Source organism: Luteimonas sp. A611, from assembly GCF_054072715.1.
The window spans coordinates 1,109,566-1,135,581 of sequence record NZ_JBSVRP010000001.1 but is presented as its reverse complement, the minus strand read 5'-3'; the positions used below and the strand labels follow the sequence as shown (position 1 = coordinate 1,135,581).

General features: G+C 68.9%; 17 protein-coding genes. 2 read left to right on the top strand and 15 right to left on the bottom strand.

Features of this window, described 5'->3' with window-relative positions; all coding sequences use genetic code 11:
• Window positions 1-22: 22 nt before the first annotated feature.
• From kdpC to ACW5EG_RS05040, 5 genes are all read right to left on the bottom strand, one after another.
• Window positions 23-610 (bottom strand): potassium-transporting ATPase subunit KdpC, encoded by a 588-nt coding sequence (gene kdpC, locus ACW5EG_RS05060; protein WP_457017659.1) that lies wholly within the window; start codon window positions 608-610, stop codon window positions 23-25.
• A gap of 80 nt (window positions 611-690) precedes the next feature.
• Window positions 691-2,760, bottom strand: coding sequence for a potassium-transporting ATPase subunit KdpB (gene kdpB, locus ACW5EG_RS05055; RefSeq protein WP_457017658.1), 2,070 nt, complete (start codon window positions 2,758-2,760; stop codon window positions 691-693).
• 11 nt (window positions 2,761-2,771) lie between these two features.
• The gene (gene kdpA / locus ACW5EG_RS05050; protein ID WP_457017657.1) at window positions 2,772-4,565 is read right to left on the bottom strand and encodes a potassium-transporting ATPase subunit KdpA; all 1,794 of its coding nucleotides are present in this window, start codon (window positions 4,563-4,565) and stop codon (window positions 2,772-2,774) included.
• 47 nt (window positions 4,566-4,612) lie between these two features.
• Complete coding sequence (locus ACW5EG_RS05045; RefSeq protein ID WP_457017656.1) at window positions 4,613-4,705, bottom strand: potassium-transporting ATPase subunit F; 93 nt, start codon at window positions 4,703-4,705, stop codon at window positions 4,613-4,615.
• Between the two features lie 10 nt (window positions 4,706-4,715).
• Window positions 4,716-5,438, bottom strand: a complete 723-nt coding sequence (locus ACW5EG_RS05040) for a TorF family putative porin (RefSeq protein WP_457017655.1) — start codon at window positions 5,436-5,438, stop codon at window positions 4,716-4,718.
• A gap of 90 nt (window positions 5,439-5,528) precedes the next feature.
• Here ACW5EG_RS05040 and ACW5EG_RS05035 point away from each other — a divergent pair, with 90 nt between their 5' ends.
• A complete protein-coding gene (locus tag ACW5EG_RS05035; protein ID WP_457017654.1) occupies window positions 5,529-5,873 on the top strand; it encodes a hypothetical protein in 345 nt (114 codons plus the stop codon).
• A 157-nt stretch (window positions 5,874-6,030) separates the two neighbouring features.
• Here ACW5EG_RS05035 and ACW5EG_RS05030 read toward each other — a convergent pair whose 3' ends face one another.
• The 4 genes from ACW5EG_RS05030 to ACW5EG_RS05015 all read right to left on the bottom strand — a co-directional run bounded on the left by ACW5EG_RS05030 (window position 6,031) and on the right by ACW5EG_RS05015 (window position 13,142).
• The gene (locus ACW5EG_RS05030) at window positions 6,031-8,604 is read right to left on the bottom strand and encodes a glycosyl hydrolase 115 family protein (protein WP_457017653.1); all 2,574 of its coding nucleotides are present in this window, start codon (window positions 8,602-8,604) and stop codon (window positions 6,031-6,033) included.
• A 67-nt stretch (window positions 8,605-8,671) separates the two neighbouring features.
• Complete coding sequence (locus ACW5EG_RS05025; RefSeq protein WP_457017652.1) at window positions 8,672-9,982, bottom strand: GntT/GntP/DsdX family permease; 1,311 nt, start codon at window positions 9,980-9,982, stop codon at window positions 8,672-8,674.
• A 183-nt stretch (window positions 9,983-10,165) separates the two neighbouring features.
• Entirely contained in the window at window positions 10,166-12,184 is a 2,019-nt protein-coding gene (locus tag ACW5EG_RS05020) for a YjhG/YagF family D-xylonate dehydratase (protein WP_457017651.1), read from the bottom strand.
• Between the two features lie 145 nt (window positions 12,185-12,329).
• Entirely contained in the window at window positions 12,330-13,142 is an 813-nt protein-coding gene (locus ACW5EG_RS05015) for a fumarylacetoacetate hydrolase family protein (protein ID WP_457017650.1), read from the bottom strand.
• 275 nt (window positions 13,143-13,417) lie between these two features.
• On the opposite strand from ACW5EG_RS05015, the gene ACW5EG_RS05010 reads away from it, so the two are divergent.
• Window positions 13,418-14,509, top strand: coding sequence for an SMP-30/gluconolactonase/LRE family protein (locus ACW5EG_RS05010; protein WP_457017649.1), 1,092 nt, complete (start codon window positions 13,418-13,420; stop codon window positions 14,507-14,509).
• Here ACW5EG_RS05010 and ACW5EG_RS05005 read toward each other — a convergent pair.
• From ACW5EG_RS05005 to ACW5EG_RS04980, 6 genes are read right to left on the bottom strand one after another with little or no spacing between them, the layout of a single operon-like run.
• Complete coding sequence (locus ACW5EG_RS05005) at window positions 14,500-16,023, bottom strand: mannitol dehydrogenase family protein (RefSeq protein ID WP_457017648.1); 1,524 nt, start codon at window positions 16,021-16,023, stop codon at window positions 14,500-14,502. The two genes, ACW5EG_RS05010 and ACW5EG_RS05005, sit on opposite strands and share 10 nt — an antisense overlap.
• Window positions 16,020-18,767: a glycoside hydrolase family 3 C-terminal domain-containing protein gene (locus tag ACW5EG_RS05000; RefSeq protein WP_457020984.1), complete on the bottom strand. Its 2,748-nt coding sequence runs from the start codon at window positions 18,765-18,767 to the stop codon at window positions 16,020-16,022. Before ACW5EG_RS05000 ends, ACW5EG_RS05005 begins: the two co-directional genes overlap by 4 nt.
• Window positions 18,768-18,790: 23 nt before the next feature.
• The gene (locus ACW5EG_RS04995; protein WP_457020983.1) at window positions 18,791-20,545 is read right to left on the bottom strand and encodes a glycoside hydrolase family 43 protein; all 1,755 of its coding nucleotides are present in this window, start codon (window positions 20,543-20,545) and stop codon (window positions 18,791-18,793) included.
• A gap of 26 nt (window positions 20,546-20,571) precedes the next feature.
• Window positions 20,572-21,825 carry a D-mannonate dehydratase ManD gene (gene manD, locus ACW5EG_RS04990; protein ID WP_457020982.1) on the bottom strand — a complete coding sequence of 418 codons (1,254 nt, stop codon included), beginning with the start codon at window positions 21,823-21,825 and terminating at the stop codon, window positions 20,572-20,574.
• Window positions 21,822-23,825 carry a sialate O-acetylesterase gene (locus ACW5EG_RS04985; RefSeq protein WP_457020981.1) on the bottom strand — a complete coding sequence of 668 codons (2,004 nt, stop codon included), beginning with the start codon at window positions 23,823-23,825 and terminating at the stop codon, window positions 21,822-21,824. The genes manD and ACW5EG_RS04985 overlap by 4 nt, the downstream gene beginning before the upstream one ends.
• The gene (locus ACW5EG_RS04980; RefSeq protein WP_457020980.1) at window positions 23,822-26,014 is read right to left on the bottom strand and encodes an alpha-glucuronidase family glycosyl hydrolase; all 2,193 of its coding nucleotides are present in this window, start codon (window positions 26,012-26,014) and stop codon (window positions 23,822-23,824) included. The genes ACW5EG_RS04985 and ACW5EG_RS04980 overlap by 4 nt, the downstream gene beginning before the upstream one ends.
• Between the last annotated feature and the right edge of the window lie 2 nt (window positions 26,015-26,016).

The window sequence follows — 26,016 nt, the reverse complement described above, 5'->3', positions numbered from 1 at the left end:
AGCGTCGACGCCGCCAGCGCGATCATCGCAACGCGTCGAGCGCGAGGTTCAGGCGCAATACGTTGACGCGTGGCTGGCCGAGGACGCCGAACTGCGCCGCTTCGGTGTGCGCGGCCACCAGTGCGCCCACCTCGACGGGATCGAGTCCGCGCGCGGCCGCGACCCGCGCGATCTGTACCTGCGCGCCGCGCGGCGAAACGTGCGGATCGAGGCCGCCGCCGGACTGCGTGGCCATATCTCCAGGCACGTCCGCCGGCGCGATGCCGTCGCGCAGCGCCACCGCCGCGATGGTCGCGTCGATGCGGACGCGCAGGTCGGGGTTGCTGCGCGCCAGGTTGCTGCCGGCCGCGGCCATCGGGTCGTACCCGGCGGCCGACGGGCGCGGCTGGAACCAGCCTGCGCCCTCGAACGGCTGGGCGACCCAGACCGAACCGACCACGATGCCGTCGCGTTCGATCAGGCTGCCGGTGGCCTGCGCCGGAAACAGCATCCGGCCTGCGCCGGCGCCGGCCAGCGAGTAGAGCAGGCCGAATCCGAGCAGCACCACGGCGGCAAACAGGAATGCGGCACGGAAGGAGACGCGATCGTCGATGGATGCGATGGAGTTCATGGTTCAGATCTCGCGAGAGGATGGGGTCGAACGTCGGCAGACGCTGATGGGGATGGGTGACCGGGGCGACGGACGGGCCGTCAGACGCCCACCGTCGCCGCCAGCGCCAGGTCGATCAGCTTGATCGCCGCGAACGGCAGCAGCACGCCGCCGAGGCCGTAGACCAGCATGTTCCGCCGCAGCAGCTCGGCCGCCCCGGCCGGCTTGAAGCGCACGCCCTTCAGCGCCAACGGGATCAGTGCCGGGATGATCAGCGCGTTGAACACGAGCGCCGCCAGCACCGCGTTGCGCGGGCTCGACAGCTGCATCACGTCGAGCGCCGCCATCGACGGGATCGCCGCGGCGAACAGCGCAGGCAGGATCGCGAAGTACTTGGAGACGTCGTTGGCCAGCGAGAACGTGGTCAGCGCGCCGCGCGTGATCAGCTGCTGCTTGCCGACCTCGACCACTTCAAGCAGTTTGGCAGGATCCGAATCCAGGTCGACCATGTTGCCGGCTTCCTTCGCCGCCTGGGTGCCGGAGTTCATCGCCAGGCCGACGTCGGCCTGGGCCAGCGCGGGCGCGTCGTTGGTGCCGTCGCCGACCATCGCCACCAGCTTGCCGCCGGCCTGCTCGGCGCGGATGCGCGCGAGCTTGTCCTCCGGCGTGGCCTCGGCGATGTAGTCGTCGACGCCGGCTTCGGCGGCGATGGCCGCGGCGGTGAGCGGGTTGTCGCCGGTAATCATCACCGTGCGCACGCCCATCGCGCGCAGCCTCGCGAAGCGTTCCTTGACGCCACGCTTGACCACGTCCGACAGCTCGACCACGCCGAGGATGTGGCGGCCGTCGGCGACCACCAGCGGCGTGGCGCCGCTGCGGGCCACCTGGTCGACCCGCGCGGTCAGCTCCGGCAGCACGTCGCCGCCGAGTTCGCGGACATGGCGGGCGATCGCCTCGCCGGCGCCCTTGCGGATCGCGCGGTCCGGTTGCCCGTTCGCCCCGGGCAGGTCGACGCCGGACATCCGCGTCTGTGCGCTGAACTGCAGGTAGCGGGCATGCTCCGGATCGACGAGGACCGCATGCTGCTCGAGGGCCAGGCGCACGATCGACTTGCCCTCGGGGGTCGGGTCGGCCAGCGAGGAGAGCATGGCGGCATCGCGCAAACGCTCGCGGTCGACACCGGCCATCGGGTGGAATGCGGTCGCCTGGCGGTCGCCGAAGGTGATCGTGCCGGTCTTGTCGAGCAGGAGCACGTCGATGTCGCCGGCGATCTCCACCGCCTTGCCGGACTTGGCCAGCACGTTCGCCGACAGCGCGCGGTTCATGCCGGCGATGCCGATCGCCGGCAGCAGGCCGCCGATCGTGGTCGGGATCAGGCACACCAGCAGCGCGATCAGCAGCAGCGGGTCGAGCGTGGCGCCGACGAAGCCCGCCAGGAATGGCAGCGTCGCGACCACGATCAGGAACGTCAGCGTCATTGCCGCCAGCAGCATCGACAGCGCGATCTCGTTCGGCGTCTTCTGCCGGTTGGCGCCTTCGACCAGGGCGATCATGCGGTCGAGGAAGCTGCCGCCCGGTTCGGCGCTGACACGGATCACGATCTCGTCGGACAGCACCGTGGTGCCACCGACCACGCCCGAGCGGTCGGTACCGGCCTCGCGCAGCACCGGCGCGGATTCGCCGGTGACGGCCGACTCGTTGATGGTGGCCACGCCGCGGATGATCTCGCCATCGGCGGGGATGAGCTCGCCGGCCGACACGATGACCTCGTCGCCGCGCCGGAGCGCGGAGGCAGTGACCGTGGTCTCGGTGCCGTCCTCGAGCTTGCGCGCGACCAGGTCGCGGCGTGCCGCCCGCAGCGATGCCGCCTGGCCGCGGCCACGGGCCTCGGCCACGGACTCGGCGAAGTTGCCGAACAGCACGGTCGTGAGCAGGATCGCGGTCACCGCGATACCGAAGCCCAACGGTGCGGCCCCCGCTGCCGTGATCAGTGCGGCCAGCACCGTGCCGAGGAGCACCACGGCCATCACCGGGCTGCGGATCGCCTGGCGCGGCGAGAGCTTGCGGAAGGCCTCGAGGATCGCGATGCGGAGGCCGGGGCCGTCGAGACCGGCGGCGCGATCGCGACGGGGCCGCGGGGTTGTTGCGGGGATTGGCACAGTCTTGTCCATTACAGTCTTCCTCAGCGCGCAACGAGCGTCAGGTGGTCGCCGACCGGGCCGAGCACCAGCGCGGGCATGAATTGCAGGATGGTCAGCACCACGATCACCGCCACCAGGGTCAATGCGAAGGTCGGAGATTCGACCTGCAGCGTGCCGCTGCCTTGCGGTGCGACGCGCTTGCGGGCCATGAGGCCGGCCACCGCGAGGGGTACGATCAGCGCGGGGAACCGGCCAAGGGCGAGAGCGGCAGAGCAGGTGAGGTTCCACCAATGCGTGGCATCGCCCAGGCCCTCGAAGCCGGAGCCGTTGTTGGCGAATGCCGAGGTGTACTCGTAGAACACCTGGCTGATGCCGTGGAAGCCTGGATTGGAGTTGCCGGTGAACTGCGGCAAGGCCAGCGTGAGCGCGGTGAAGCCGAGCACCACCAGCGGCTGCAGCAGGATCAGCAGGGCCAGCAGCCGCACCTCCGGCGCCTCGATCCTGCGACCGAACAGTTCCGGCGAGCGCCCGGTCATCAATCCGGCGAGGAACACCGCCAGCAGCAGGTACACCAGGAACTGCTGCAGGCCGCAGCCGACACCGCCCCAGATCGAGTTGACCAGCATGTTGACCATCGCAACGCCGCCGGTGAGCGGCGCCAGCGAGTCATGCATGGCGTTGACCGAACCGTTGTTGACCTGCGTGGTGATGGTGGACCACAGGGCGGACGACTGGGCGCCCAGGCGCACCTCCTTGCCCTCCATCAGCGCGATGTCCGCAGACGTCGCCGAGTGCGCCTCGGACCAGAGGGCCGCGCCGGTCGAAACCACCGACATCAGCAGCATCGTGCCGAACACCATGCCGGTGAGCCGCCTGCGGCCGGTGAACGCGCCGACCATGAAAACGACCGAGACCGGGATCAGCAGGATCGCGAGCAGCTCGAGCAGGTTCGAGAACGGGGTCGGGTTCTCCAACGCGACGGTGCTGTTGGGGCCGTACCAGCCGCCGCCGTTGGAGCCCAGCTGCTTGGCTGCGACCATCGGTGCGACCGGACCGAGCGGGATCTTCTGTTGCTTCATCTCGACACTCGGGTCGAGCGGCGTCGCGGTGGGCCCGGCATCGAAGGTCGCGGGCACGCCCTGCGCCACGAGCAACACGGTCCACAACAGGCAGAGCGGCAGCATGAAGCGCAAGGTGGCGCGGGTGACGTCGACCCAGTAGTTGCCGAGGTCGCGTTCGGCCGTCGCCGATGCGGCGCTGGCGGTGGCGATCGGGGCCGGCGAAACGCCCGTCCCCTGCAGCGGCGCCGATGCGTCCTGCGTCGTCGCGGCAGGCGTCGCCGACGCCGCCGCCATCGCCTCGCGCCCGCCGAACAGGCCGCGCAGCGTCGCCACCACCACCGCCAGCCCCATCATTGGCGTCACCACCTGCAGGCCGACGATGCCGACCATCTGCGACAGATAGCTCAGCTGCGCCTGTCCCGAATAGTGCTGCTGGTTGGTGTTGGTCAGGAACGACACCATGGTGTGCAGCGCGGTGTCCCAACGCATGTTGGGGATGGCGTCGGGGTTGAACGGCAGCCAGGCTTGGGTCATGAACAGCGCCCACACCAGCAGGCCGAGCACCAGGTTGCTCAACCCGAACGCCTTGGCATAGCCACGCCATGACATGGCGCGCTCCGGTCGCGTGCCCAGGGCGCGATAGACGGCGCGCTCGACCGGCACGAACACGCCGTCCAGCCTGGACGGCGCGCCGCGCATCACATGCGCAAGATAGTGTCCGAGCGGCCAGGCAAGGCCGATCGCCAGTGCCAGGACCAGCAGTGTCTCGATCATTGGGTTACATCCATTTGGCGGTCAGGCGCGCTCGTCGTTCGAGCCGCTCAGAAGTCTTCGGGGCGCAGGATCACGTACAGCAGATACGCGGCGGCAAGCACCACCGCGACACCGCACACCATGGCAAGCCAGCCGTGCATCGTCCTGCTCCTAGAACGAGGCCTGCAGGGCCGCTTCGATGCGCGTGCCTGCAAGTCCGGGGAACAACGTCTTTGCCGATGCGTCGGTACCGTGCGCGGTCACGCGCAGCTCCAACGGCGCCTTGAACGCCCACACCGCACCGAGCTGGGCGTGCGAATAGCTGTCGCCGTAGGCATCGTCGAGGTCGTAGTGCGCGACTGCCGCCTCCAGGCGAAGCGCGTCGTTGACCGGGAACTTGCCGCCGAGCTGCGCATAGACGCCGTTACCGTCGCTGGCGAACACGTCCGGCGAAAACCCAACCGTCAGCCACCAGGCATCGCGCAGCGTGAGCGTGCCGACCAGCTCGGGATAGTCGAGCTCGGCGCGCGAACCCGGGTAATCGAACCAGGTCACGCTCACGTCGAGCGCCCAGTCATCCGCGAGGCTGCCGCCCCAGCCGAGCACGTAGTCGATCTCGCTGGACGCGCCAGTGTCGCCGGCGAACTCGACCGTGGAGCCCCAGACCGCGCCGTACAGGCCGGACGCGGCCGCGAGCCTGGCGCCCGCCTGCATCGCCGGATCGCCCTGCGTCTGGCTGATGCCGCGGAACACGTAGTCGGTGGTGAGCGCCGCGCTGCCGGTCAACTCGGCGGCGTGGGCAGACGCACCCTGGGTGGCGCTGAAGATGCCGGCACACGCGGCGAGGAACAGCGGAAGCGACGCTTCACGCTGGCGAAGCAGATGCAGGGACATGCGGGTTCCGGGACTGGCGACGAGGCCGAATTGGCCACGGCGCCAGTCTGGGACGACACCGCGTAAAGCCTCTATTCCGCGGAGGCTTTGATGCGTAAATTCAGCGTAAAGCCACTACTGTTACCGCCGGGCAAAGATCCGACTGTCCGCTTCGATCTGAACGGACCATCACGAGGCGTGCGCGACCAGGCTATCAAGCCGCCAGCATTCCCAGCAGCAGCAGGCCACCCAGGCCCACAACGGAATTCGTCATTTCCATCACCGCCCAAGAAGCAACGCCGGCTTCATCGACAGGCTGAAGAACTCCTTGAACATCCAGGACGCTGGGTCGTTGACGTGCGACCCGAACACGCTGCCCGCGCCCATGCGACGGTCCGCTTATTGAATACGATGAGTCGTATTGCACGATTCATCGCCACCATTCATGGCCTCTGAAAGCCGCGGAGTGATGGCTTGTCGCACTCCGGCGCCGTCGCGTGCAAACGTCGCGACGGGTCGACGGATGTTGGCAGGCCCATCCGGAGAGCAGCCCTTGAACCCGGGCGCGCAGGGCCGCGCGCCCGGATCCGGACCACAGATCGCCCGACACCGACTACCTGGGCACGATTTCCAGCGCCTCCACGATGGCGTTGTCGTCCAGTCGCCAGACCTTGACCGTATGGCGGCCAGCCGCGAGCGCGTCGAAGTTCGCGGAAAGATCCACACGGTTCTCCGTCACCGCCTGGTACCAGTTCCGCTGTTGCGGCGTTGACGCGCCGCCGCCCGTGGCTTCGAGTGCGGACACCAGCGTCTGCACGGCGCCGTCATCGATCGACACGCCGATGCGAACGCCGCCACCGCCCGTCGTATCCAGGGTTGGCGCGAGCCGGAGGCGGACCTCGACACCGCGGTTCTCCGGAAGGATGACGTCGTACTCGACGCGTGGCGCGCTCGGCGGCGCCGTTGTCGGTCGCCCCTGGGGCAGCGTCACCAGGCCCGCGCGGGACTGGCCCAGATTCTGGATCGGGGTCCAGGCCAGGCCGTCGGCTGCCACGTTGCGCGCGAAATCCGCCGCCTCGATGGCGATGACGCCGGGCACGGTCTCGGGATCAACGAAGACCGCCTCGGCGTCGCGCATCTTTTCCGGGACATCGCCGGCGGTGCGGATCAGCACAGGTGGATTGTGCTGCGTGGGATCGTTCCAGATGACGTAGTTCATGTGGACCTGCGACATCATCTGGTCCCACTTGCCGTCATTGAGCGCGTGGTATTGCCGCGTCAGTTCGGCATCGCGCGCGTAGGCGCGCTCGGCCAGTTCAAGGAAAACGTTGCCGCGCGGATCGAACTGCGAAGCGAGACGATGGTTCCACGCGGTCGCGTAATACATCTCGTAGAGGTTGGACACCGCCAGGATCGGATACTCGACCAGCTGGAAGAAGGCCGCTTGCGCGTCCCCACCGACGCGTGGACGCACCGCATCGAGCTTGGCCACCAGCGCGCGCCAGTCCTCGACCACGCCGCTCCATTCGCCACGCACCAGCACGTCCGGACGGATCTCGCCGAGTGCATAGGTCTTCTCGTCCACCAGCTCCGGCTTGCGCCGGGCCGAGAGCTTCGCGTACAGGGTCAGCAGCTCTCCCACCTCGGCTCCGAGGTCGGCGCCGAATTGTTGCGTCGCCCAGACTTCCGGATAGGCCGCCAAGGCTTGCGGCGTCATCTTCTCCGGTGCCCAGGCCATGTCCATGAAGAACTCGAGCGGGTACTCCAGGGGCTTGATGTCACCGACGTTCGCGATCCAGATGTTTCGCGCGCCACGCGCGTGGGCCAGATCCATCTGCTGCCAGATCTTCTCGATCTGGTTGGTATTGATCCACTTGTAGTTGCGCGGCACGCCGACGTAGTCGAAGTGGTAATAGACGCCGAAACCACCCTCGCGATCGAGGTCGCGGGTCGGCAGCCGCCTGATCTGTCCCCAGTTGTCGTCGGAGAACAGCAGGGTGACGTCGTCCGGCACGGTCATGCCTTCGTCGTAGTAGTCCTGCACTTCCTTGTACAAGGCCCACATCTGCGGCGTCTGCGAGGCGGGCTTGCCGGTGACCTCCTCGATCAGCGCGCGCTGGTCGGCCACGATGGACTGGAGCAGATCCGTCGCCGTGCCTTCGCTCATCGGCGCGTCGCCGTCGCCGCGCATGCCGACCGTCAGCAGATTCTCGTGGGGGTCCGTGCCGTCCGCGCCCTTCATGCGCTCGAGCCCTCCTTTCCAGAAGGCGCGCAGGTTCTCGGCATTGGTCTGGTAGTTCCATTCGCCGCCGGTTGAAGGATCGTCTTCGAGGCGGTGCCACTCAGATTGCGCCCGGGTCAGCGGCTCGTGATGGGAGGTGCCCATCACAACCCCCATTTCGTGGGCGACACGCGCATTGTCCGCATCGTCCAGGTGGAAGGCCTTCGGTGCCCACATTGCAGGCCAGAGGTAGTTGCCCTTCAGCCGCAGGAGCAGTTCGAACACGTGGGCATACATCTCGGCATTGATCCCGCCAAAGCGCTGCTTCGCCCAGCCGCTGAAGGCGGGGTCCTCATCGTTGATGAAGAAGCCGCGGTAACGCACGCCTGGCCTGTCGGTTCGTGCACCGGCAGTGACATGGACCACGGATCGACGCTGCACCGGCACGTCGGCGAACCAGTACCACGGGGTAACGCCAATCCGCTCCGACAGATCATAAGTGCCGAACACTGCGCCACGGCGGTCGGAGCCGACGACCACCAGCGCACGCTGCGTGCCGGGCCAGGGCTGATCGACAACCGCGACCTGGTAGGCCTCCCACTGCGCCGTGATCGGATCGAGCTCCAGCTTGCCTGCAGCAACGAGTCCATCGATCAGCGCACTGTCACCCGCCACGCCGATCAGCACCAGCGGGCCCTTGGCCTGGCTGGCGTCGGTCAGCACCTCTGCACGGCGACTGCCTACGCGCCCGAGGTCTTCGGCGAAGTTCCCTGCCACGTGCCTGACCGCGGAGTCCGCGTTGACGTCGATCAGCACGGTCGCGGGAACGCCTTGCGCGATAAGGGCAAGGCTGCCCTCCGTGTCGCGATCGCAAACGGATGCCGGCGTATCGCAGGCGACGGCGAGCCCTGGACCCAACAGGCAGCACAGGGTCCCCAGGAATGTCAGCAGGTGCTTGTGTTGCATTGTCGTGCTCCGTTTTCAGATCCGCCGCTACGCGGCTGCGGCCTTGCTTCAGGCAAACAGGTGGCCGTCAGCCCACCAGCATTTCAAGGACCAGCACACCTGCCAGCCCCACGATCGAGATCGTCGTCTCCATCACCGTCCATGACGCGAACGTCTGCTTCATCGACAGGTTGAAGAACTCCTTGAACATCCAGAACGCCGAGTCGTTGACGTGCGAGCCGAACACGCTGCCCGCGCCCACTGCCAGCACCATCAGTTCCGGCGAGGCGCCGGTGGTTGCGATCAGGGGGCCGACGATGCCTGCGGCGGTGATCACCGCCACCGTGGCCGAGCCGATCATCACCCGCAGCAGTGCGGTGGCCAGCCAGGCGAACACCAGCGGCGGCATCTGCCACGTGCTGCTGAACGATGCGATGGTCGCGCCCACGCCGCTGTCGACCAGCACCTGCTTGAACACGCCGCCGGCGGTGATGATGAGCAGGATCACGGCGATGCCGGAGATGGCGGCGTTGAGCCATTTCGTCTGCGTATGCAGGTCGACGCCGCGGCGGTGGCCGAGCCACCAGAACGCAACCAGGGTCGAGAGCAGCAGGGCAACCGTGGGATTGCCGAGGAACAGCAGCGCGGACCGGGTGATGCCGTCGGGCAGCAGGCCGTCGGCCGCCACCGACAGGCCGATCAGCAGCACCGGCGAGAGTGCGATCAGGAACGAGCTCCACGTGCCCGGCAGTTCCTTGTGCCCGGTGCAGGACGCGAACAGGTCCAGCAGCGGCGGGTTGATGTGCTGCATGCGGCGGCCGAGGAACGGCCCGGCGATGATCACGGCTGGAATCGCCATGAGAATGCCGTACAGCAGGGTGACGCCCATGTCGGCGCCGAAGGCGTTGACCAGGATCACCGGCCCCGGATGCGGCGGCAGGAAGCAGTGGGTGGTGCTGAGCGATGCGACGGTGGGGATGGCGAGGTAGAGGATCGGCAGCCCGGTCCTGCGCGCCAGCGAGAAGATCAACGGCACCAGGATGATGAAGCCGGCATTGAAGTACAGCGGGATGCCGACCAGGAAGCCGGTGAGCAGCAGCGCCCACTGGATGTTCTTCTCGCCAAAGCGCGTGACCAGGGTGTTGGCGATCCTCTCGGCCGCGCCGCTTTCTTCCAGCACCTTGCCCAGGACCGCGCCGAGCACGATGACCAGGGCCAGGCCGGCGAGCGTGCTGCCGACGCCGTTGTCGATGGTCTTGAGCAGCTCCTGCGGCGACATGCCGAGCGCCAGGCCCATCGGGATGGCGACGATCAGCAGCGACAGGAACGGGCTGAGCTTGCGCGCGGTCAGGAAGATCTGCAGCGCGATCGCCGCGGCGATGATCAGAAACATGGTCATGCGGTGCGCCCTCCCCGGCGGCTGGGTGGATCCTGGGTGGTTTCAATCGTGTGAGGCGGTGGGTGTCTTGCCGGGTTTGGGGGCAAGAGCAGATCCCTCACTTTGTTCGGGATGACAATGTGGAGGTTGTTTGGGATGACAATTTTTGATTGTCATTTCGAGCGAAGCGAGAAATCTCGCCACTCATGTGCCCGCGTCGCGTGCAGCGCTGCCGTGTTCCTTCGCCAGCGCCTCGCGCCCAGCGCGCAGCGTTTCGATGATCGCGTCGACGTCGTACACGCAGCCGCCCCAGGTGCCGCCGCCGGCGTCCTGCAGCGCGGCCCACAGGCGGGTGTCGGCGGGCAGGCGCGGATGCGGGGCGATGGCGGGATGCAGTTCGCGTGCGTCGAGCAGTGCGGCCGCCACGACCGGTTCAAGCGGCGCGTCCGGGTCGCAGCCGACGAAGTCGATGCGTCCTTCCAGCCGGCCGCGATCGATCTCGATGCGGACGATGTCGCCATCGCGCAGTCGCCCGATCGGACCACCCGCAAGCGCCTCGGGACCGACATGGCCGATGCAGGCGCCGGTGGACACGCCGGAAAAGCGCGCATCGGTGATCACCGCGACGTGCTTGCCCCAGGGCAGGTGCTTGAGCGCGGAGGTGAGCTGGTAGGTCTCCTCCATGCCGGTGCCGGCCGGGCCGCAGCCGGCCAGCACGATGACATCACCCGCCACCACCGCGCCCTCGCCCTTTGACTTGATCGCGCGGATCGCGTCGCGCTCGCTGGCAAACACGCGGGCGCGGCCGCTGTGGCGATAGACGTTGTCGGCGTCGACAACGGATGCGTCGATCGAAGTGGCCTTGATCACCGCGCCTTCCGGCGCGATGTTGCCGCGCGGGAACACCAGCGCGCTCGACAGCCCCGCCGCACGCGCGGCATCCGGCCCCATGATGACGTGCGCGGGATCGACACCGTCGAGTTCTTGCAGGCGCTCGCGCGCAATGCGGCGCGCGTCGCTGCGCTCCCACCAGTCGAGGTTGTCGCCGAGGCTGCGGCCGCTGACCGTCGCCACGTCGAGATGCAGCAGGCCCATGCTTCGCAGGTGCAACATCACCTCGGGCACGCCGCCGGCCATGAACACCTGCACGGTCGGATGATGACGCGGCCCGTTGGGCAACGCATCGACCAGGCGCGGGGTGGCGCGGTTGGCGCGGATCCAGTCGTCGACCGTGGGACGCTCGACACCAGCCGCGTGCGCGATCGCCGGCACGTGCAACAGCAGGTTGGTCGAGCCGCCGAACGCGGCGTGCACGACCAGCGCGTTGTCGAATGCCTCGCGGGTGAGGATCGTCGACATCGCCCTGCCCTGCCCCGCCAGCTGCATCAGCGCCAGCGCCGAGCGGCGCGCGAGGTCGAGCCAGACCGGTTCGCCCGAGGGCGCCAGCGCGCTGTGCGGCAGCGCCATGCCCAGCGCTTCGGCAATCACCTGCGAGGTCGCGGCCGTGCCGAGGAACTGGCAGCCGCCGCCGGGCGAGCCGCAGGCGCGGCAGCCCATCGCCGCCGCGTGCTCAAGGTCGATCAATCCATGCGCGAAGCGTGCGCCGATGGTCTGCACCACGGCGGTGTCTTCGGCGTCGCGCGCCGGCAGGGTCACGCCGCCGGGCACGATCACGCCGGGCAGTTCGCTGCAGCCGGCCAACGCCAGCATCATCGCCGGCAGGCCCTTGTCGCAGGTGGCCACGCCCAGCACGCCCAGGCGCGTGGGCAGCGAGCGCACCAGGCGCCGCATCACCATCGCCGCATCGTTGCGGTAGGGCAGGCTGTCGAACATGCCGGTGGTGCCCTGGGTGCGGCCGTCGCAGGGGTCGCTGCAGGCGACCGAGAACGGCAGGCCGCCCTTCGCTGCCAGGGTCTCTGCCGCGGCGCGCACCATCTGGTCGAGTTCCCAGTGGCCGGTGTGCAGGCCGAGTGCGACCGGCTTGCCGTCCGCGGCGCGCAGGCCGCCCTGGGTGCTGAGGATCAGGTACGGGTCGCGTGCGACTTCGGATGCGCGCCAGCCCATGCCGGCGTTCTGGGTCATGCCGAACAGGTGGCCGCTGGGTGCATCGCGCAGGGTGTCGGCGTCGATCGGCAGGCTGCCGGCAGGGCCTTCGCCACTGGTGCGGGTGTGCAGGAGCGAGGTGCCGTCGCCGAAGATGGGGTCGAAAGAGGTAGTGGTCATGGTTGCCCCTCTTGGTCGAGGCAGTGGCAATTATTCGCGTTGGGCAGGGCGCGCGGGATCGGGTTCGATGCTTCGGTGCGCCCCCACCCCGGCCCTCCCCCGCAGGCGGGGGAGGGAGCGGAGCGGGAGATCGGGCAGCCAACGATCATTCGGCCGGGTTCTCAAGGACGAGGCCGTCGATGTCGATGCGCACCACGTCGCCGCTGCGCAGGGTGAAGTCTTCGCCGGGGACGATGCCGGTGCCGGTGAACAGCAGGGCGCCTGCGGGCTGGCGCAGCTCGCGGAACAGCCAGCCGGCGAGTTCCTCCAAGCGACGCTTGATCTGCGAGCTGCGGGTCTCTCCGGAGAACACGGATGTGCCGCCGCGCAGGATCTGCAGCGAGATCGGCAGGTCGCGCAGCGCATCCGCATCGCACAGGCGGATGCCCGGGCCGATCGCGCAGGAGCCGTCGTAGACCTTGGCCTGCGGCAGGTACAGCGGGTTCTCGCCCTCGATGCTGCGCGAGGATACGTCGTTGCCGGTGGTGTAGCCGACGATGCGCCCCGTCGAGTCGAGCACCAGCACCAGCTCGGGTTCGGGCACGTTCCAGCTGCTGTCGGCGCGCACGCGGATCGGCGCGCCAGGGCCGCAGGCACGCCAGCCGGTGGCCTTGAAGAACAGCTCGGGCCGCTCGGCGCTGTAGACCTTCTGGTAGACGTCCGCGCTCTGCGACTCGGCCTCGCGCGCCATGCGGCTGCTGAGGTAGGTCACGCCGCTGGCCCAGATTTCCTGCGCGTCGTCGACCGGCGCAAGCAGCGGTGCATCCGCCGCTTCATCGCCTGCATCGAGCGCACCGGCGGCTTCACCCGGCGCGAGCGCCAGCCAGCGCGAGAGCGAGAATTCGCGCGGCAGGTAGTGGCCGTCAATTGCCCAGCGCGGGCCGTCCGTGGTGGCGTGTCGGGTCAGCAGTGGGTGCATCGGTGTTGGCTCCGTGGGGCAGTGGGTGGAAGCGTTTCGGGATCACGCGCGCCGGGGAACGTGGTGTACGAACGCGAGCGCGATTGCGCGGCCACGGTTGCGCGTGCAACTTCAAAGGTGCCGCGCCGCGATCGTGTGCAGCGCTTATGATGCGGACGCGGCTTGCGACAGAGGCCGCCCGCGCGCGCACCATGCGGCGCACACGCCACGCGATGGCGACCGGCTTGCGCATGCAGGCCGGCGCTGCTTCCGACACTTCCAGACAGGACATGCCGATGCGACTTCTTCCTTCGCTGCTGACCGCCGCCCTCGCCCTCGGCCTTGCCGCCTGCACGGCCGGAGGCGACGACAGCGCAAGCGCGAATACCGACGCCGATGCCGCTGCCGCCGAGCCGCCCACGGCCGCCAGCTTCGAAACCGTCGGCCAGCTCACCACCTACGACGCGGCCTTCGCCGACGTCGCGGACGCCGATGCGCGTGTCGAGAAGCTGACCGGCGACGAGTTCACCTGGTCCGAAGGTCCGACCTGGGTACGCGATGGTGGCGGCTACCTGCTGTTCAACGACGTGCCCGAGAACCGCATGTACCGCTGGTCGCAGGCCGACGGCCTGTCGGTCTTCCTCGATCCCTCGGGTTACGCCGGCCCGCCGCTCGACACGCTGCGCGAGGGCGGCGCCAACGGCCTGTTCACCGAAGCCGACGGCAGTGTGCTGTTGGCCGATTCCGGCAACCGCCTGATCGCCCGCTTCAATGCATCCGACAAGTCCCGCACGACGCTGGCCGAGAGCTTTGAAGGCAAGCGCTTCAACAGCCCCAACGACGTGATCGCGCGCGGCGACGGCACGGTGTTCTTCACCGATCCGCCCTACGGGCTCAAGGACGGCGACGACTCGCCGGCCAAGGAGCAGAAGGTCAACGGCATCTACCGCATCGACGCCGATGGCAGCGTGCACCTGCTGGACGATTCGCTGAATCGCCCCAACGGCATCGCGTTCTCGCCCGATGGCAACACCCTGTACGTGGCCAACTCCGACGACAAGCGCCCGATCTGGATGGCCTATACGCTCGATGCGACGGGCAACGTCGTCGACAAGCGCCAGTTCGCCGATGCCTCCGACCTGGTCGGTGATGATGCGCCGGGCCTGCCCGATGGGCTGGCGGTATCCACGGAGGGACTGGTGTTCGCCACCGGCCCCGGAGGCGTGCTGGTGTTCGCCGCCGACGGCACGCGCCTGGGGCGTATCGAAACAGGTAGTGCCGTTGCCAATGCAGCCTTCGGCGACGACGGCCGCACGCTGTACATGACCTCGCACAAGTTCCTGGCCCGCGTACCGCTGAAGGTGACGGGCCTGGGCTTTCAAGACTGAGGCGTCCCCGCGGCGACGGTGAGCGCATGCGCCACCGTCGCCGGCTCGCCGTCCCCGAGCGCGGCATAGGCCTTGCGCAGCGCATCGGCGAAGCGTGCATCGCCCGCGAGCGGGCCGAATACCGCATCGATCTTCAGGAACGCGGCAACGTCCTCCTCGGCATCGCCCGTGGCGGCGTGGCCGATCTGCGAGAGCTTTGCTTCCATCGGGTCGACCAGCGTCGCGCCCACCTGTGACTGGCGCACGACGAAGCGCAGCCAGCCGGCCACCGGCAGGCACAGCCGGTCGATGCGGCGCCCGGCCGACAGCGCATCGACGATGGTGCCAAGCAGGCGCACCGGGATCTTCTGCGAGCCATCCCAGGCGATCTGCGCAAGCAGATGGCGGATGGCCGGATTGCGGAAGCGCTGCAGGATCGCAGCCACATAGCTGTCCGGATCAAATGCGGCCGGCAGCGACAGCGTCGGCACGATGTCCTCGCGCATCAGCCGCTCGACGAAGCCGGCCAGCGCCGGTTCGCGCATGGCATCGGCCACGGTTTCGAGGCGCATCAGCGAGCCGAGGTAGGCCAGCGCAGAGTGCGGGGCGTTGAGCAGGCGCAGCTTGGCCCGGTCGAAGTCGACGATGTCGGCGCTCATCACCACGCCGGCGTTCTCGAACCGCGGTCGGCCACTGCGAAAATCGTCTTCGACCACCCACTGCGTGTACGCCTCGCGCTGCACGGGCCAGGCGTCGTCCACGCCCAGCGCCGCGGACACGCGTGCCCGCAGCGCGTCGTCGCTGGCGGGGGTGATGCTGTCGACCATCGAGCGCGGAAATGCGACCTCCGACTCGATCCAGGCCGCCAGCCCGCGGTCGATGCGGCGCGCGTAGTCCAGTACCGCGCGGCGCAGGCGCCCGCCGTTGTCGGCAAGGTTGTCACAGCTGAGCACGGTGTACGGCGCCAGCCTGCGCTCGCGGCGTTCGCGCAGGCCCGCCACCAGCCAGCCGATGGCGCTGATCGGCTGCTCGGGCGAGGCCAGGTCGCGGGCGATGTCCGGATGCGCGGCATCGATGCCATCGCGCGACAGGCAGTAGCCCTTCTCGGTGATGGTCAACGTCACCAGCCGCACCTGCGGATCGACCAGCCGCGACATCACCGCCTTGCGCTGCTGCGGCGCGCACAGCACCTCGCGGATCGAGCCGATTACGCGCAGCGACGGCTGCTCGCCGAGCAGCGCCAGCGTGTACAGCCCGTCTTGCGGCTGCAGCGCATCGCGCACGCCCGGGTTGTGCAGCGAGACCGCGCTGATCGCCCAGTCCGGCTCCGCGGCCAGCAGGTCGTCCAGGTACACCGCCTGGTGCGCGCGGTGGAACGCGCCCGGGCCGAAGTGGACCACGCCGATGCACGTGGCCTCACGATCGTAGTCCGGGCGCAGCACCTGCGCCGGCAGCGATGCGAGCGTGGCCGTGGCCAGCCGCGGCAGGCCCGCGCGCGCATCGGCCTGCGTCTGCACACCAGCTGCGGGGTTCACGGCGCTTCCACCTCGAACTGGCTGCCGATGCGCAGGTCCTGGCTGGACGCACCCACTTCCACCGCATAGCGGCCGGGGTCGACCGCGTAGCCGCCGGCGGCCTCGTCGTAGTGGCGCAGGTCGCGCGACGGGATGAAGTCGAAACTCAGCTCGCGCGATTCGCCCGGTGCCAGGTGCACGCGCTGGAAGCCGCGCAGCTCGCGCAGCGCACGCTCGCGCATCGGTGCCAGTGGCCGCAGGTAAAGCTGCACGACCTCGTCGCTGGCGCGCTGTCCGCTGTTGCGCACGGTCACTGTCGCGGTGAGCGTGTCGTCGACGCCGGCGCGGTCGCGGTCCAGCCGCAGGTCGCGGTAGTCGAATGTGGTGTACGACAGCCCGTGGCCGAACGGGTACAGCGGCTTGCCGCCGAAGTAGCGGTAAGTGCGGTTTGCCATGTCGTAGTCGTCGAACGCGGGCAGCTTTTCGTCCGCGCTGTAGAACGTGACCGGCAGGCGCCCGGCCGGGCTGACGTCGCCGAACAGCACGTCGGCCACCGCGTTGCCGCCGCGCTGGCCCGGATACCAGGCCACCATGATCGCCGGCAGGTTGGCCTTGGCCCAGTCCACGCCCAGCGCCGAGCCTGCGGTCAGCACCAGCACCACCGGCTTGCCGGTCGCATGCAGGGCCTCGAGCAACTTCTGCTGGGTGGCGGGCAGGCGGATGTCGGTACGGTCGCCGCCGGTGAAGCCGGGGAAGTCGACCTTCATCTCCTCTCCTTCCACGTCGCCGGTCAGGCCGCCGACGAACACCACGGCATCGGCGCCCTGCGCCGCTGCGATCGCTTCGTCGAAGGCGGGCTTGGCGCCGGGCAGGTCCCAGGCCAGGCGCACGCTGGCGTCGCGCTCGCGCTCGTAGTACTCGAGCCGGATGTCGTAGGCGCGCCCGCCTTCCAGGTCGAGTTCGACGCTTTCCGCGCGCAGGCGTTCGGCGTCTTCCCAGTGGTCGAGCACCAGCTTGCCGTCCAGGTACAGGCGGAAGCCGTCGTTGGCACCGGCTTCCAGGCGATAACGACCGTCCACCGGCGGCAGCAGCTGCCCGCTCCAGCGGATGCTGAAGTTCTCGTTGGGCACGGCGTTGTCGGGACCAGCCTCGCCGCGCGCCATCAGGTTGTCGGTCGGCGAACCGCGGTCCCAGCGGAAACCGATCTGCGCATCGACGCGCACCAGCACCGGCTCGCCGGACAGGTCGGGGTTGCGGAAGTACTCGCCGCGCAGACCGCGTTCGTTGGAATCCGCTTCCGGGCGCAGGTACTGCGGCTCGACCAGGGGCGTGGCCGCCGGATCCTCGCGTCCTTCGACCAGGTCGGCGCCGCGTGCGTACACCACTTCAGTGTTTGGCAACGCCTCGCGGATGCCACGCAGCACGGTCACCGGATCGGACGGCGTCCCGTAATAGTTTCCCAGCAGCGACATGGTGTCATCCGCGGTCGGGCCGATGACGGCGAGGCGACGGATGTCCTTCGACAGCGGCAGCACGCCCTCGTTCTTCAGCAGCACGATCGATTGCTGCGCTGCGCGCCGCGCCAGCGCGTCGTGCGCGGGCGCCTGGTTGACCGAATAAGGCGTCTGCGCCCACGGCACCTGGTCAGCCGGGTCGAACATGCCCAGTTCCATGCGCGTGGTCATCAGCCGGGTCAGCGCATCGTCCAGCGCGGCCTCGCTGATCAGGCCCTTGCGCACCGCCACCGGCAGGTGCTGCGCATAGGTGCTGCCGCAGTTGAGTTCGGTGCCGTTGCGCACCGCCAGCGCTGCCGCTTCCTCGGGCGTGGCGACGATCTTGTGGTTCTGCCAGATATCCACGATCGCCCAGCAGTCGGACATCACGTAGCCCTTGAAACCCCACTGCTCGCGCAGGATGTCGCGCAACAGGAACTTGCTGCCACTGGCCGACTCGCCGTACACGCGGTTGTAGGCGCCCATCACCGCCTTGACCTGACCCTCCTTCACCAACGCCTCGAATGCGGGCAGGTAGGTCTCCCACAGGTCGCGGCGCGAGGGGTGCACGTCGAAGGTGTGGCGGTCGGCCTCGGGGCCGCTGTGCACGGCCAGGTGCTTGGCGGTGGCGTCGAGCTTGCGGTACTTGCCGCCCTGCGATTCGGGCAGCAGTGAGCCATCGGGCGCGACACCCTGCAGCCCGCGCACGAACGAGATGCCCATGCGCGCGGTGAGGTAGGGATCCTCGCCGTAGGTTTCCTGGCCACGGCCCCAGCGCGGATCGCGGAAGATGTTGATGTTGGGCGACCAGAAGGTCAGGCCCTGGTAGCGGCCGTGCTGGCCGTTGCGGAAGAACTCGTGGTGCTTGGCGCGCGCCTCGTCGCTGATGGTCTTCGAGACCTGGTCCATCAGCGACACGTCGAAGCTCGCGGCCATGCCGATCGCCTGCGGAAACACGGTCGCCGCGCCGGCGCGGGCAACGCCGTGCAGGGCCTCGTTCCACCACTCGTACTCGGACAGGCCGAGCCGTTCGATCGCCGGCGAGTCGTTCTGCATCTGCGCGGCTTTTTCCTCCAGCGTCATCCGCGACACCAGCGCCGCGGCGCGTTCCTCGAAGGGCTTCGAGGTGTCCAGCCAGGGCCGATTGCCGTCATCGGCCTGCACGCCGAGCGCCGGCAGCGCGGCCAGCAGCGCGATCGCGCAGCCGCGGACCAGCGTGCGCCGCGCCGGGTTGGCGCGCCTTGCCGGCGCGTGTGTTTCGTGTACTCGCATGTCCCCTACCCTCCCAGGTCGTTTCATTGCGCGGCGCGTTCGTCGCGCGCATGCGGGCCGATGGTCGCGCCGACGAATCCGCCGGCCACGTCGGTGCTCAGGATCGTGCCGTCGGCATCGCGCACCAGCCACTGCACGCCCTTGCCGTCGCCGGCGTCGAAGCCGAAGCCGTAGGTCCCTTCGTTGCCTTCGATGTGCAGGGTGAACAGCTCCGCCGCGTCGGCCGAGTGCGTCGCCACCACCTCGACGTCGCCCTCGCCCGCCTTCTTCTCCAGGAACACCTCCACGCCCTGCTCGCCGTCGCGGCGCACGCCGAGGAAGTACCAGTGCGTCTCGCCCTGGAACGCCGCCAGCCCCGCAGCCACGCCCGCTGCGGGCAACTCCATGGCGGTGCTGGCCTCGAACGCCTGGTGCTGCTGGCGGCGCGCGTAGAACGCGGGATTGACCAGCGTGTCGAGCCGCTCTGCCAGCGGCTGGATCGCGAGCCAGCCCGGACGCGAGCTGCCGTCGTACCACTGCGTCTTGGGCACGCGCGGCGTCATCCAGCCGGTGCCCAGTTCGACCGTGTCGAACTCGTCGCGCCAGGTGAAGTTGCCGGTCATCGGCGCCTGGTCCGCCGGCTTCTTCATGAAAGACGGCCCGGGCAGTACATAGGGAATTTTTTCGCCGTCCGGCAGGATCACCGGCCACCCGTCCTTCCAGGTGACCGGCAGCAGGAAGGCCTCGCGTCCGGTGTTGTAGTGGTCGACGCCGTAGTTGCGGCTGGCCAGGAAGGTCGCCCACCAGCTGCCGTCGGGCCCCTGCACCAGGTCGGCGTGGCCGGCGTTGGTGATCGGCAGCGGCCGATTGGGATCAAGGTCGCGCTGGGTGAGGATCGGGTTGTTTTCGTAAGGCTGGTACGGGCCCCAGACGTCGCGGCTGCGCAGGATCACCTGCGAATGCTGCGGCCCGGTGCCGCCCTCGGCGTTGTTGAGGTAGTACCAGCCGTCGACCTTGTAGATGTGCGGGCCTTCGATCCAGATCGGGTTCTCGTCGGGCTTCACGCCGCCGTCGATCAGCACCTTGCGCGGGCCGAACGGCTTGCCGTTGGCAATGTCGATCTCCTGCAGCCAGATCGCGCGATGCCCGTCGTAGCGCACCGGCACCGCAGGCTCATCGTTGTTGAGGATGTAGACCTTGCCATCGTCGTCGAAGAACAGCGACGGATCGATACCGCCGATGCCCGGCAGCCAGACCGGATCCGACCACGGCCCGGCCGGATCGCTGGCGGTGACGACGAAGTTGCCGCCGGCGTCGACCGAGGTGTTGACCACGTAGAAGGTGCCGTCATGGAACTCGATGGCTGGCGCGAACACGCCGCGCGACACGCCAAGCCCGTCGAAATCCAGCTGCGCCGGCCGATGGATGGCGTTGCCGACCTGCTTCCAGTGGACCAGGTCCTCGCTTTCGAACACGGGGATGCCGGGGAAGAAGGTGAAGGTCGAGGCCACCAGGTAGAAATTGCCGTTGGCGGCGACCACGCTGGGGTCGGAATGGAAGCCGGCCAGCACGGGATTGCGGAAGCTGCCCTCGGGCACCGGCGCCTCGAAAGCGGCGTCGCGCCCGGTGTATTCGAACCAGTCGAAATGGACGGGCGCTGGCGCATCGGATCCGTCGACGGCGGCGGCGTGCGCCGCAGGCTCGTTGCCGCAGGCGGCCAGCAGCAGCGCGGCAATGCCGGTGGCGAGGATGCGGTTGGTGTTGCCCAGCCGGGCGCGGCGTGTGTTGCGGATGCTCATCTTCATTCCCCTTTCAAGAACGTGCTTCACCAGTCCCACATCGCGCCATCTTCCAGGCGCGCGATGGGCAACTGCTTGGGCGCATACGGATACTTCGCCGCCAGCTTCTCGTCGATGTCCACGCCGATCCCCGGCGTGTCGCCCACGTGCAGGCGGCCGTTGCGCAGCACGTAGTCGTGCGGGAACACCGCGTCGGTCTCTTCGGTATGGAACATGTATTCCTGGATGCCGAAGTTCGGCACCCAGGTATCGAAGTGCAGCGCGGCGCCCATGGTCACCGGCGACAGGTCTGTGGCGCCGTGGAAGCCGGTGCGCACCTGGTGCAGGGCAGCGAAATCGGCGATGCGGCGCACATGGGTGATGCCGCCGCCGTGCACGATGGTGGTGCGGATGTAGTCGATCAGCTGGTTCTCGATCAGGTGCTTGCAGTCCCAGATCGAGTTGAACACCTCGCCGACTGCGAGTGCGGTGACCGAGTGCTGGCGGATCAGCTCGAAGCCCTTCTGGTTCTCGGCCGGGGTCGCGTCCTCCAGCCAGAACAGGCGGTAGGGTTCCAGCGACTTGGCCAGGCGGGCGGCCTCGATCGGGGTCAGGCGATGGTGCACGTCGTGCAGCAGCTCCACGTCCGGACCATGGTCGGCGCGCAGCTGCTCGAACAGCTTGGGCACCGTGTCGAGGTAGCGCGGCGTATTCCATACCGTCTCCAGCGGCAGTTCACTCTCGGCCGGCTCGTAGCCCTTGGCGTTGGAGATGCCGTAGGACTTCTTGATGCCGGGCACGCCGCACTGCGCGCGCACCGCCAGGAAGCCCTGCTCGATGAATCCGCCGACCGCATCGGAAGCCTCGGCGATGTCGCGGCCGTTGGCGTGCCCGTAGACGAGCGCACCTTCGCGCGAGCGCCCGCCCAGCAGCTGGTAAACGGGCATGCCCGCCATCTTGCCGAGGATGTCCCACAGCGCCACGTCGACCGCGGCGATGGCGCTCATTGTCACCGGGCCACGCCGCCAGTAGGCGCCGCGGTAGAGGAACTGCCATAGGTCCTCGATGCGGCCGGCGTCGCGGCCGATCAGGTTCGGCACCACGTGGTCCTGCAGGTAGGACGCGACCGCAAGCTCGCGCCCGTTGAGCGTGGCATCGCCAAGCCCGTACACACCCGAGCGCGTGGTGATCTTGAGGGTGACGAAGTTGCGCCCCGGGCAGGTGACGATGACCTTGGCATCGACGATCTCGCGGTCGTTCTTCGATCCGTGGGCGGAGGTTTCCGTGGTGTTGGTATTCATCGTGCGTGGTCGTCGTCGATCAAAGGGGATACGGGCAGCTCGAACGGGCCTGCCGGCAGGCCGGCGCCATCGAACAGTGTGCAGACCGGACTGTCGGCCCAGCAGTAGCGCACGCGCGTGGCCGCATGGGCGGCAGGTGCGTTGAGGGTGACGCGGTTGCTCCGGACCTGCGCCTGCGCGTAGCGGCAGGAGCCGGCATCCGCGCCGCACAGCTCGAAGCCGATCGGACCGTCCGCGCCGTATGCGACCAGGCTGTCGCTCACATCGCCGAACTCGACCACCACCGCCTCGCCATTGCGACGGACCGCCATGGCGACCGGACCGGACGCGGGCAGCGTTTCGCCGTACACCACGTGGCGCGCGGCGCGCGCGAAGCGGCGCCCGAGTTCCTGCTTGTTGGTCGGATGGATGTCGTAGCGGTCGCCGATGTCGATCGCCACCACCAGGCCGGTGCCGGCGTCTTCGGCTGCGACCGCACGCTGTGCCTCGCGCATTGCGGCCCAGTCGCTTTCGGTCGGACTGGTCGGCGCCGCGCCGTAGTTGGCGAGCTGCGCCACCAGCAGCGGCAGCCCTTCGCCGAAGCGCGCGCGCCAGTCGCTGCGCAATGCGCGCAGGAGTTCAGCGTAGTCAGCGTGCTCGAAGGTGTTGGACTCGCCCTGGTACCACAGCGCGCCGCGCAGGCCGTAGCGACCGATCGGCGCGATCATGCCGTTGTACAGCGTCGACAGTCCCGCCGCGCTCTGCCAGGGCGCACGCGGGGGCGTGCCCGCTTCCTCCGGGACGATCCGGTACTGCCAGCCGCCCTCCAGCGCCACGCTGCTGCCGTCGGCCAGGCGCAGCGAATGGGCGCTGGCCGGGCCGGCCAGCCCGCCATCGCGATAGGTGTCGAGCACGTTCACCACGATGGTGTTGTCGCCCGCGCGCAGCAGGCCCGGCGGCAGCGCGTACTCGCGGCCCGCGCCGGCGCCGTAGGTGCTGCCGACGCCGCGACCGTTGACCCAGGTCATGTCGATCTCGTCGGCCGGACCCAGCAACAGCACGGCATCCTGCGCCGCCTGCTCCGCAGTCAGCTGCACGTCCGTGCGGTACCAGACCATGCCGTTGAACTCGGCCAGCTCCGCCACGCCCCAACGCTCCCAGGCGCCAAGCTGCGCCGGCGCGGCACGCCAGTCGCCGGCGGCACCGCCCTCCCAGGGACGATCGCCCTCGCCATTTGCCGGCTGCTGCGCCCACCAGCGCTGCCACAGCGCGCCCCACTCGCCCACCGCCGCGACCGGATCGTCGGCGTAGCGCTCGAGCACGTCGAGCTCGCCGTCATAGGTCTTGAGCGTGCGCAAGGCTTCACCGCTGGTCCAGGCCTGGATGCGCGAGCCGCCCCACGAGGCGTCGATCAGTCCCATCGGCACGTCGACCGTCTTCTGCAGTTCGCGCGCGAAGAAGTAGCAGGCCGCGGAGAACTCGCGCACCGATTCCGGATTCACCGGCTCCCAGCGCACGTCCTCGGAAAAGGTCGGTTGCGGCGTCACGTCCGAGACCTGCGGCACCGTCAGCAGGCGGATGCGGTCGTTGCCGGCACCGGCGATCTCCGCGCGCGCGTCGAGCGCGCGCCAGACCTGCAGCTCCATGTTCGACTGGCCCGAACACAGCCAGACATCGCCGACCAGCACGTCCGACACGCGCTGGCTACGGTCGCCCGCGGCGACCTCCAGCACGTGCGGCCCGCCGGCCTTCAATGCGGGAAGCTGCGCCTCCCAGCGGCCGTCGGCATCGGCGCGCGCGGATGTGCGCTTGCCGCCCAGCGATACGCGCACCTGCGCGCCCGGATCGGCCTGCCCCCAGACCTGCAGCGGCCGGTCGCGTTGCACCACCGCGTGGTCCTGGAACATCGCGTGCAGCAGCGGTGTCCCACCCTCTGCCGCAGCCACCGGCGCAAGCAGGCACGCCGACAGCAACAGGCCCAGCGCCGCGCCACGCCCGGCGCAATGCAATGCCCGGCTCATTGCGTGTCTCCCGGTGCATGCGGGAATTCAAGCGCCCTGTAGTACTCCAGCGACTGCGCCGGCGGCGCCTCGCCCTCGGCCAGCGGCAGGCCGGAGAAGGTCTTGAAATAGGCGATGCTGGCATCGCGCCACCACTGCGCTTCGTCGCGCTGGATGGCGAGGAAACGATCCACCTGATGGTGGCGCTCGGCGTCGACATGCGGCTGCAGGCCCGCCCACGTTGCCTGCATGCGCTCCACCTCTGCCACGCCGCGCGAGTAGCGATGCACCAGCTCGTCCCACAGCGTGCGCCCGGAGGCGACGCGGCTGTCCCAGGGACGGTGGTGGAACCACAGCAGGAAATCCTCGGGCACGCGCGCCGGATCGTTGAACAGCGCGGCCACCGGCGGCGCGTACTGCGAGACCGCGTTGCTGCCGCTCGTGGTGCGGTCGAAGCCAATGCCGTCCTTCGTCGCGCGATGGAAATACACCGAGGTCCAGTCCGCGCGCGGACCACCCTCGACCCACGGCGCGGGGCCGTAGTGGTGGCCGCGGCCCATCAGATGGTGCAGGCCCAGCGGCGTCATGTAGTCCACCACCGCCTGGTGCGAGGCCATCATCATTTCGACCACGGGCTCGACGATGGCGCTGTCGCCGGAGAACGTCATCCGCACCCAGTCCTGCGCGATCTCGCGCGCGCCCGCTTCCGGATCCCAGGCCATGCGCCCGTAGACATACCAGTTGGCCTGGTCGAAGTGCGAGCCGCTCCAGTTGCGGTCGCTGCCGATGTTGGCCACGCCGGCGATTCCGCTGAGCGCGTGCCCCTCGAGCGAGCCGTCGACCACCTTGGCCACGGTGGAACCTTCGCCCTTGGCATGGGTGTCGGCGCGCAGCACTTCCTCGTACATCGGCCCAAGGTAGACCAGGTGTGTAGCGAAACCCAGGTACTCCTTGGTGATCTGGAACTCCATCATCAGCGGCGTCTTGGGCATTGCGCCGAACAGCGGATGGAAGGGCTCGCGCGGCTGGAAGTCGATCGCGCCGTTCTTGACCTGCACCAGCACGTTGTCGCGGAACTCGCCGTCATGCGGCACGAACTCGGTGTAGGCCTGCTTGTGCCGGTCGTCCGGCTCTTCGTCGGAGTAGACGAAGGCGCGCCACATCACCACGCCGCCATGCGGCGCAACCGCGTCGGCCAGCATGTTGGCGCCGTCGGCGTGCGTGCGGCCGAAGTCCTGCGGGCCCGGCTGTCCTTCCGAGTTCGCCTTGACCAGGAAGCCACCGAAGTCCGGGATCTTCGCGTAGATCTCGTCGGCCTTCGCGCGCCACCAGCGCTGCACCGCTGGGTCCTTGGGGTCGGCGGTCTTGAGGCCGCCAAGTTCCATCGGTGCGCTGAAGCGCGCGCTCAGGTACACGCGGATGCCGTAGGGACGCATCACGCCGGCCAGCGCCGCGACCTTTTCGAGGTACAGCGGTGTCAGGATCTGCGCATTGGCATTGACGTTGTTGAGCACCGTGCCGTTGATGCCGATCGAGGCATTGGCGCGGGCGTAGTCGGTGTAGCGCGGGTCGAGCCAGCCCGGCAGACGATGCCAGTCCCAGATCGACTGGCCCGAATAGCCGCGCTCGACGTGCCGGCTGAGGTCGTCCCAGTGGTTGAGCACGCGCAGCTTGACCTTCGGCGACTCGCGCAGGTCGAGCGCGTCGACCGGCTGTCCGGTCTGCAGCAGGCGCAGCAGGTGGAAGGCGCCATACAGCGCGCCGGCATCGGTATTGGCCGCGACCACGGTTGCAGCGTTGCCGTCCATGCGCGTGCTGCGGATCAGGTAGCCCTCGTCGCCAAGGTCGTCGAGCGCAAGCTGCAGGCTTGCGATCCGCGGCAGCGAGGCCGGCGTGCCGACCAGCAGCGCACCCGCGCGGCCGGCCGCCTCACCCTGCGCCGGCGCTTGGCCGAGCAGGCCCTGCAGTCCGCGCAGCAGTTCGTCGCGCGTGGCGCGCTGCACCGGCGTGGACGCAGGCGCCACCAGTTGCGCGAACCGCGCGCGGTATTCGCCGGCAGCAACGGATTCAATCGGCCGGTAGCGCAGCCACAGGTCGTAGCCGTCCTCGGCCTGCGCCACAAACGGCAGGCACGACAGCACGGCCAGCAGGCAGCCCAGCGTGGCCAGGATCGCGCCGCGGGCGCGTCCGGGCCTGTCCTGCGCGGACATTG

Excerpts from the sequence above, each read along its gene's own strand:
- kdpC (WP_457017659.1), bottom strand. The coding sequence starts at position 610 with ATGAACTCCATCGCATCCATCGACGATCGCGTCTCCTTCCGTGCCGCA.
- kdpB (WP_457017658.1), bottom strand. The coding sequence starts at position 2,760 with ATGGACAAGACTGTGCCAATCCCCGCAACAACCCCGCGGCCCCGTCGC.
- kdpA (WP_457017657.1), bottom strand. The coding sequence starts at position 4,565 with ATGATCGAGACACTGCTGGTCCTGGCACTGGCGATCGGCCTTGCCTGG.
- ACW5EG_RS05045 (WP_457017656.1), bottom strand. The coding sequence starts at position 4,705 with ATGCACGGCTGGCTTGCCATGGTGTGCGGTGTCGCGGTGGTGCTTGCC.
- ACW5EG_RS05040 (WP_457017655.1), bottom strand. The coding sequence starts at position 5,438 with ATGTCCCTGCATCTGCTTCGCCAGCGTGAAGCGTCGCTTCCGCTGTTC.
- ACW5EG_RS05035 (WP_457017654.1), top strand. The coding sequence starts at position 5,529 with ATGCGTAAATTCAGCGTAAAGCCACTACTGTTACCGCCGGGCAAAGAT.
- ACW5EG_RS05030 (WP_457017653.1), bottom strand. The coding sequence starts at position 8,604 with ATGCAACACAAGCACCTGCTGACATTCCTGGGGACCCTGTGCTGCCTG.
- ACW5EG_RS05025 (WP_457017652.1), bottom strand. The coding sequence starts at position 9,982 with ATGACCATGTTTCTGATCATCGCCGCGGCGATCGCGCTGCAGATCTTC.
- ACW5EG_RS05020 (WP_457017651.1), bottom strand. The coding sequence starts at position 12,184 with ATGACCACTACCTCTTTCGACCCCATCTTCGGCGACGGCACCTCGCTC.
- ACW5EG_RS05015 (WP_457017650.1), bottom strand. The coding sequence starts at position 13,142 with ATGCACCCACTGCTGACCCGACACGCCACCACGGACGGCCCGCGCTGG.
- ACW5EG_RS05010 (WP_457017649.1), top strand. The coding sequence starts at position 13,418 with ATGCGACTTCTTCCTTCGCTGCTGACCGCCGCCCTCGCCCTCGGCCTT.
- ACW5EG_RS05000 (WP_457020984.1), bottom strand. The coding sequence starts at position 18,767 with ATGCGAGTACACGAAACACACGCGCCGGCAAGGCGCGCCAACCCGGCG.
- ACW5EG_RS04995 (WP_457020983.1), bottom strand. The coding sequence starts at position 20,545 with ATGAGCATCCGCAACACACGCCGCGCCCGGCTGGGCAACACCAACCGC.
- manD (WP_457020982.1), bottom strand. The coding sequence starts at position 21,825 with ATGAATACCAACACCACGGAAACCTCCGCCCACGGATCGAAGAACGAC.
- ACW5EG_RS04985 (WP_457020981.1), bottom strand. The coding sequence starts at position 23,825 with ATGAGCCGGGCATTGCATTGCGCCGGGCGTGGCGCGGCGCTGGGCCTG.
- ACW5EG_RS04980 (WP_457020980.1), bottom strand. The coding sequence starts at position 26,014 with ATGTCCGCGCAGGACAGGCCCGGACGCGCCCGCGGCGCGATCCTGGCC.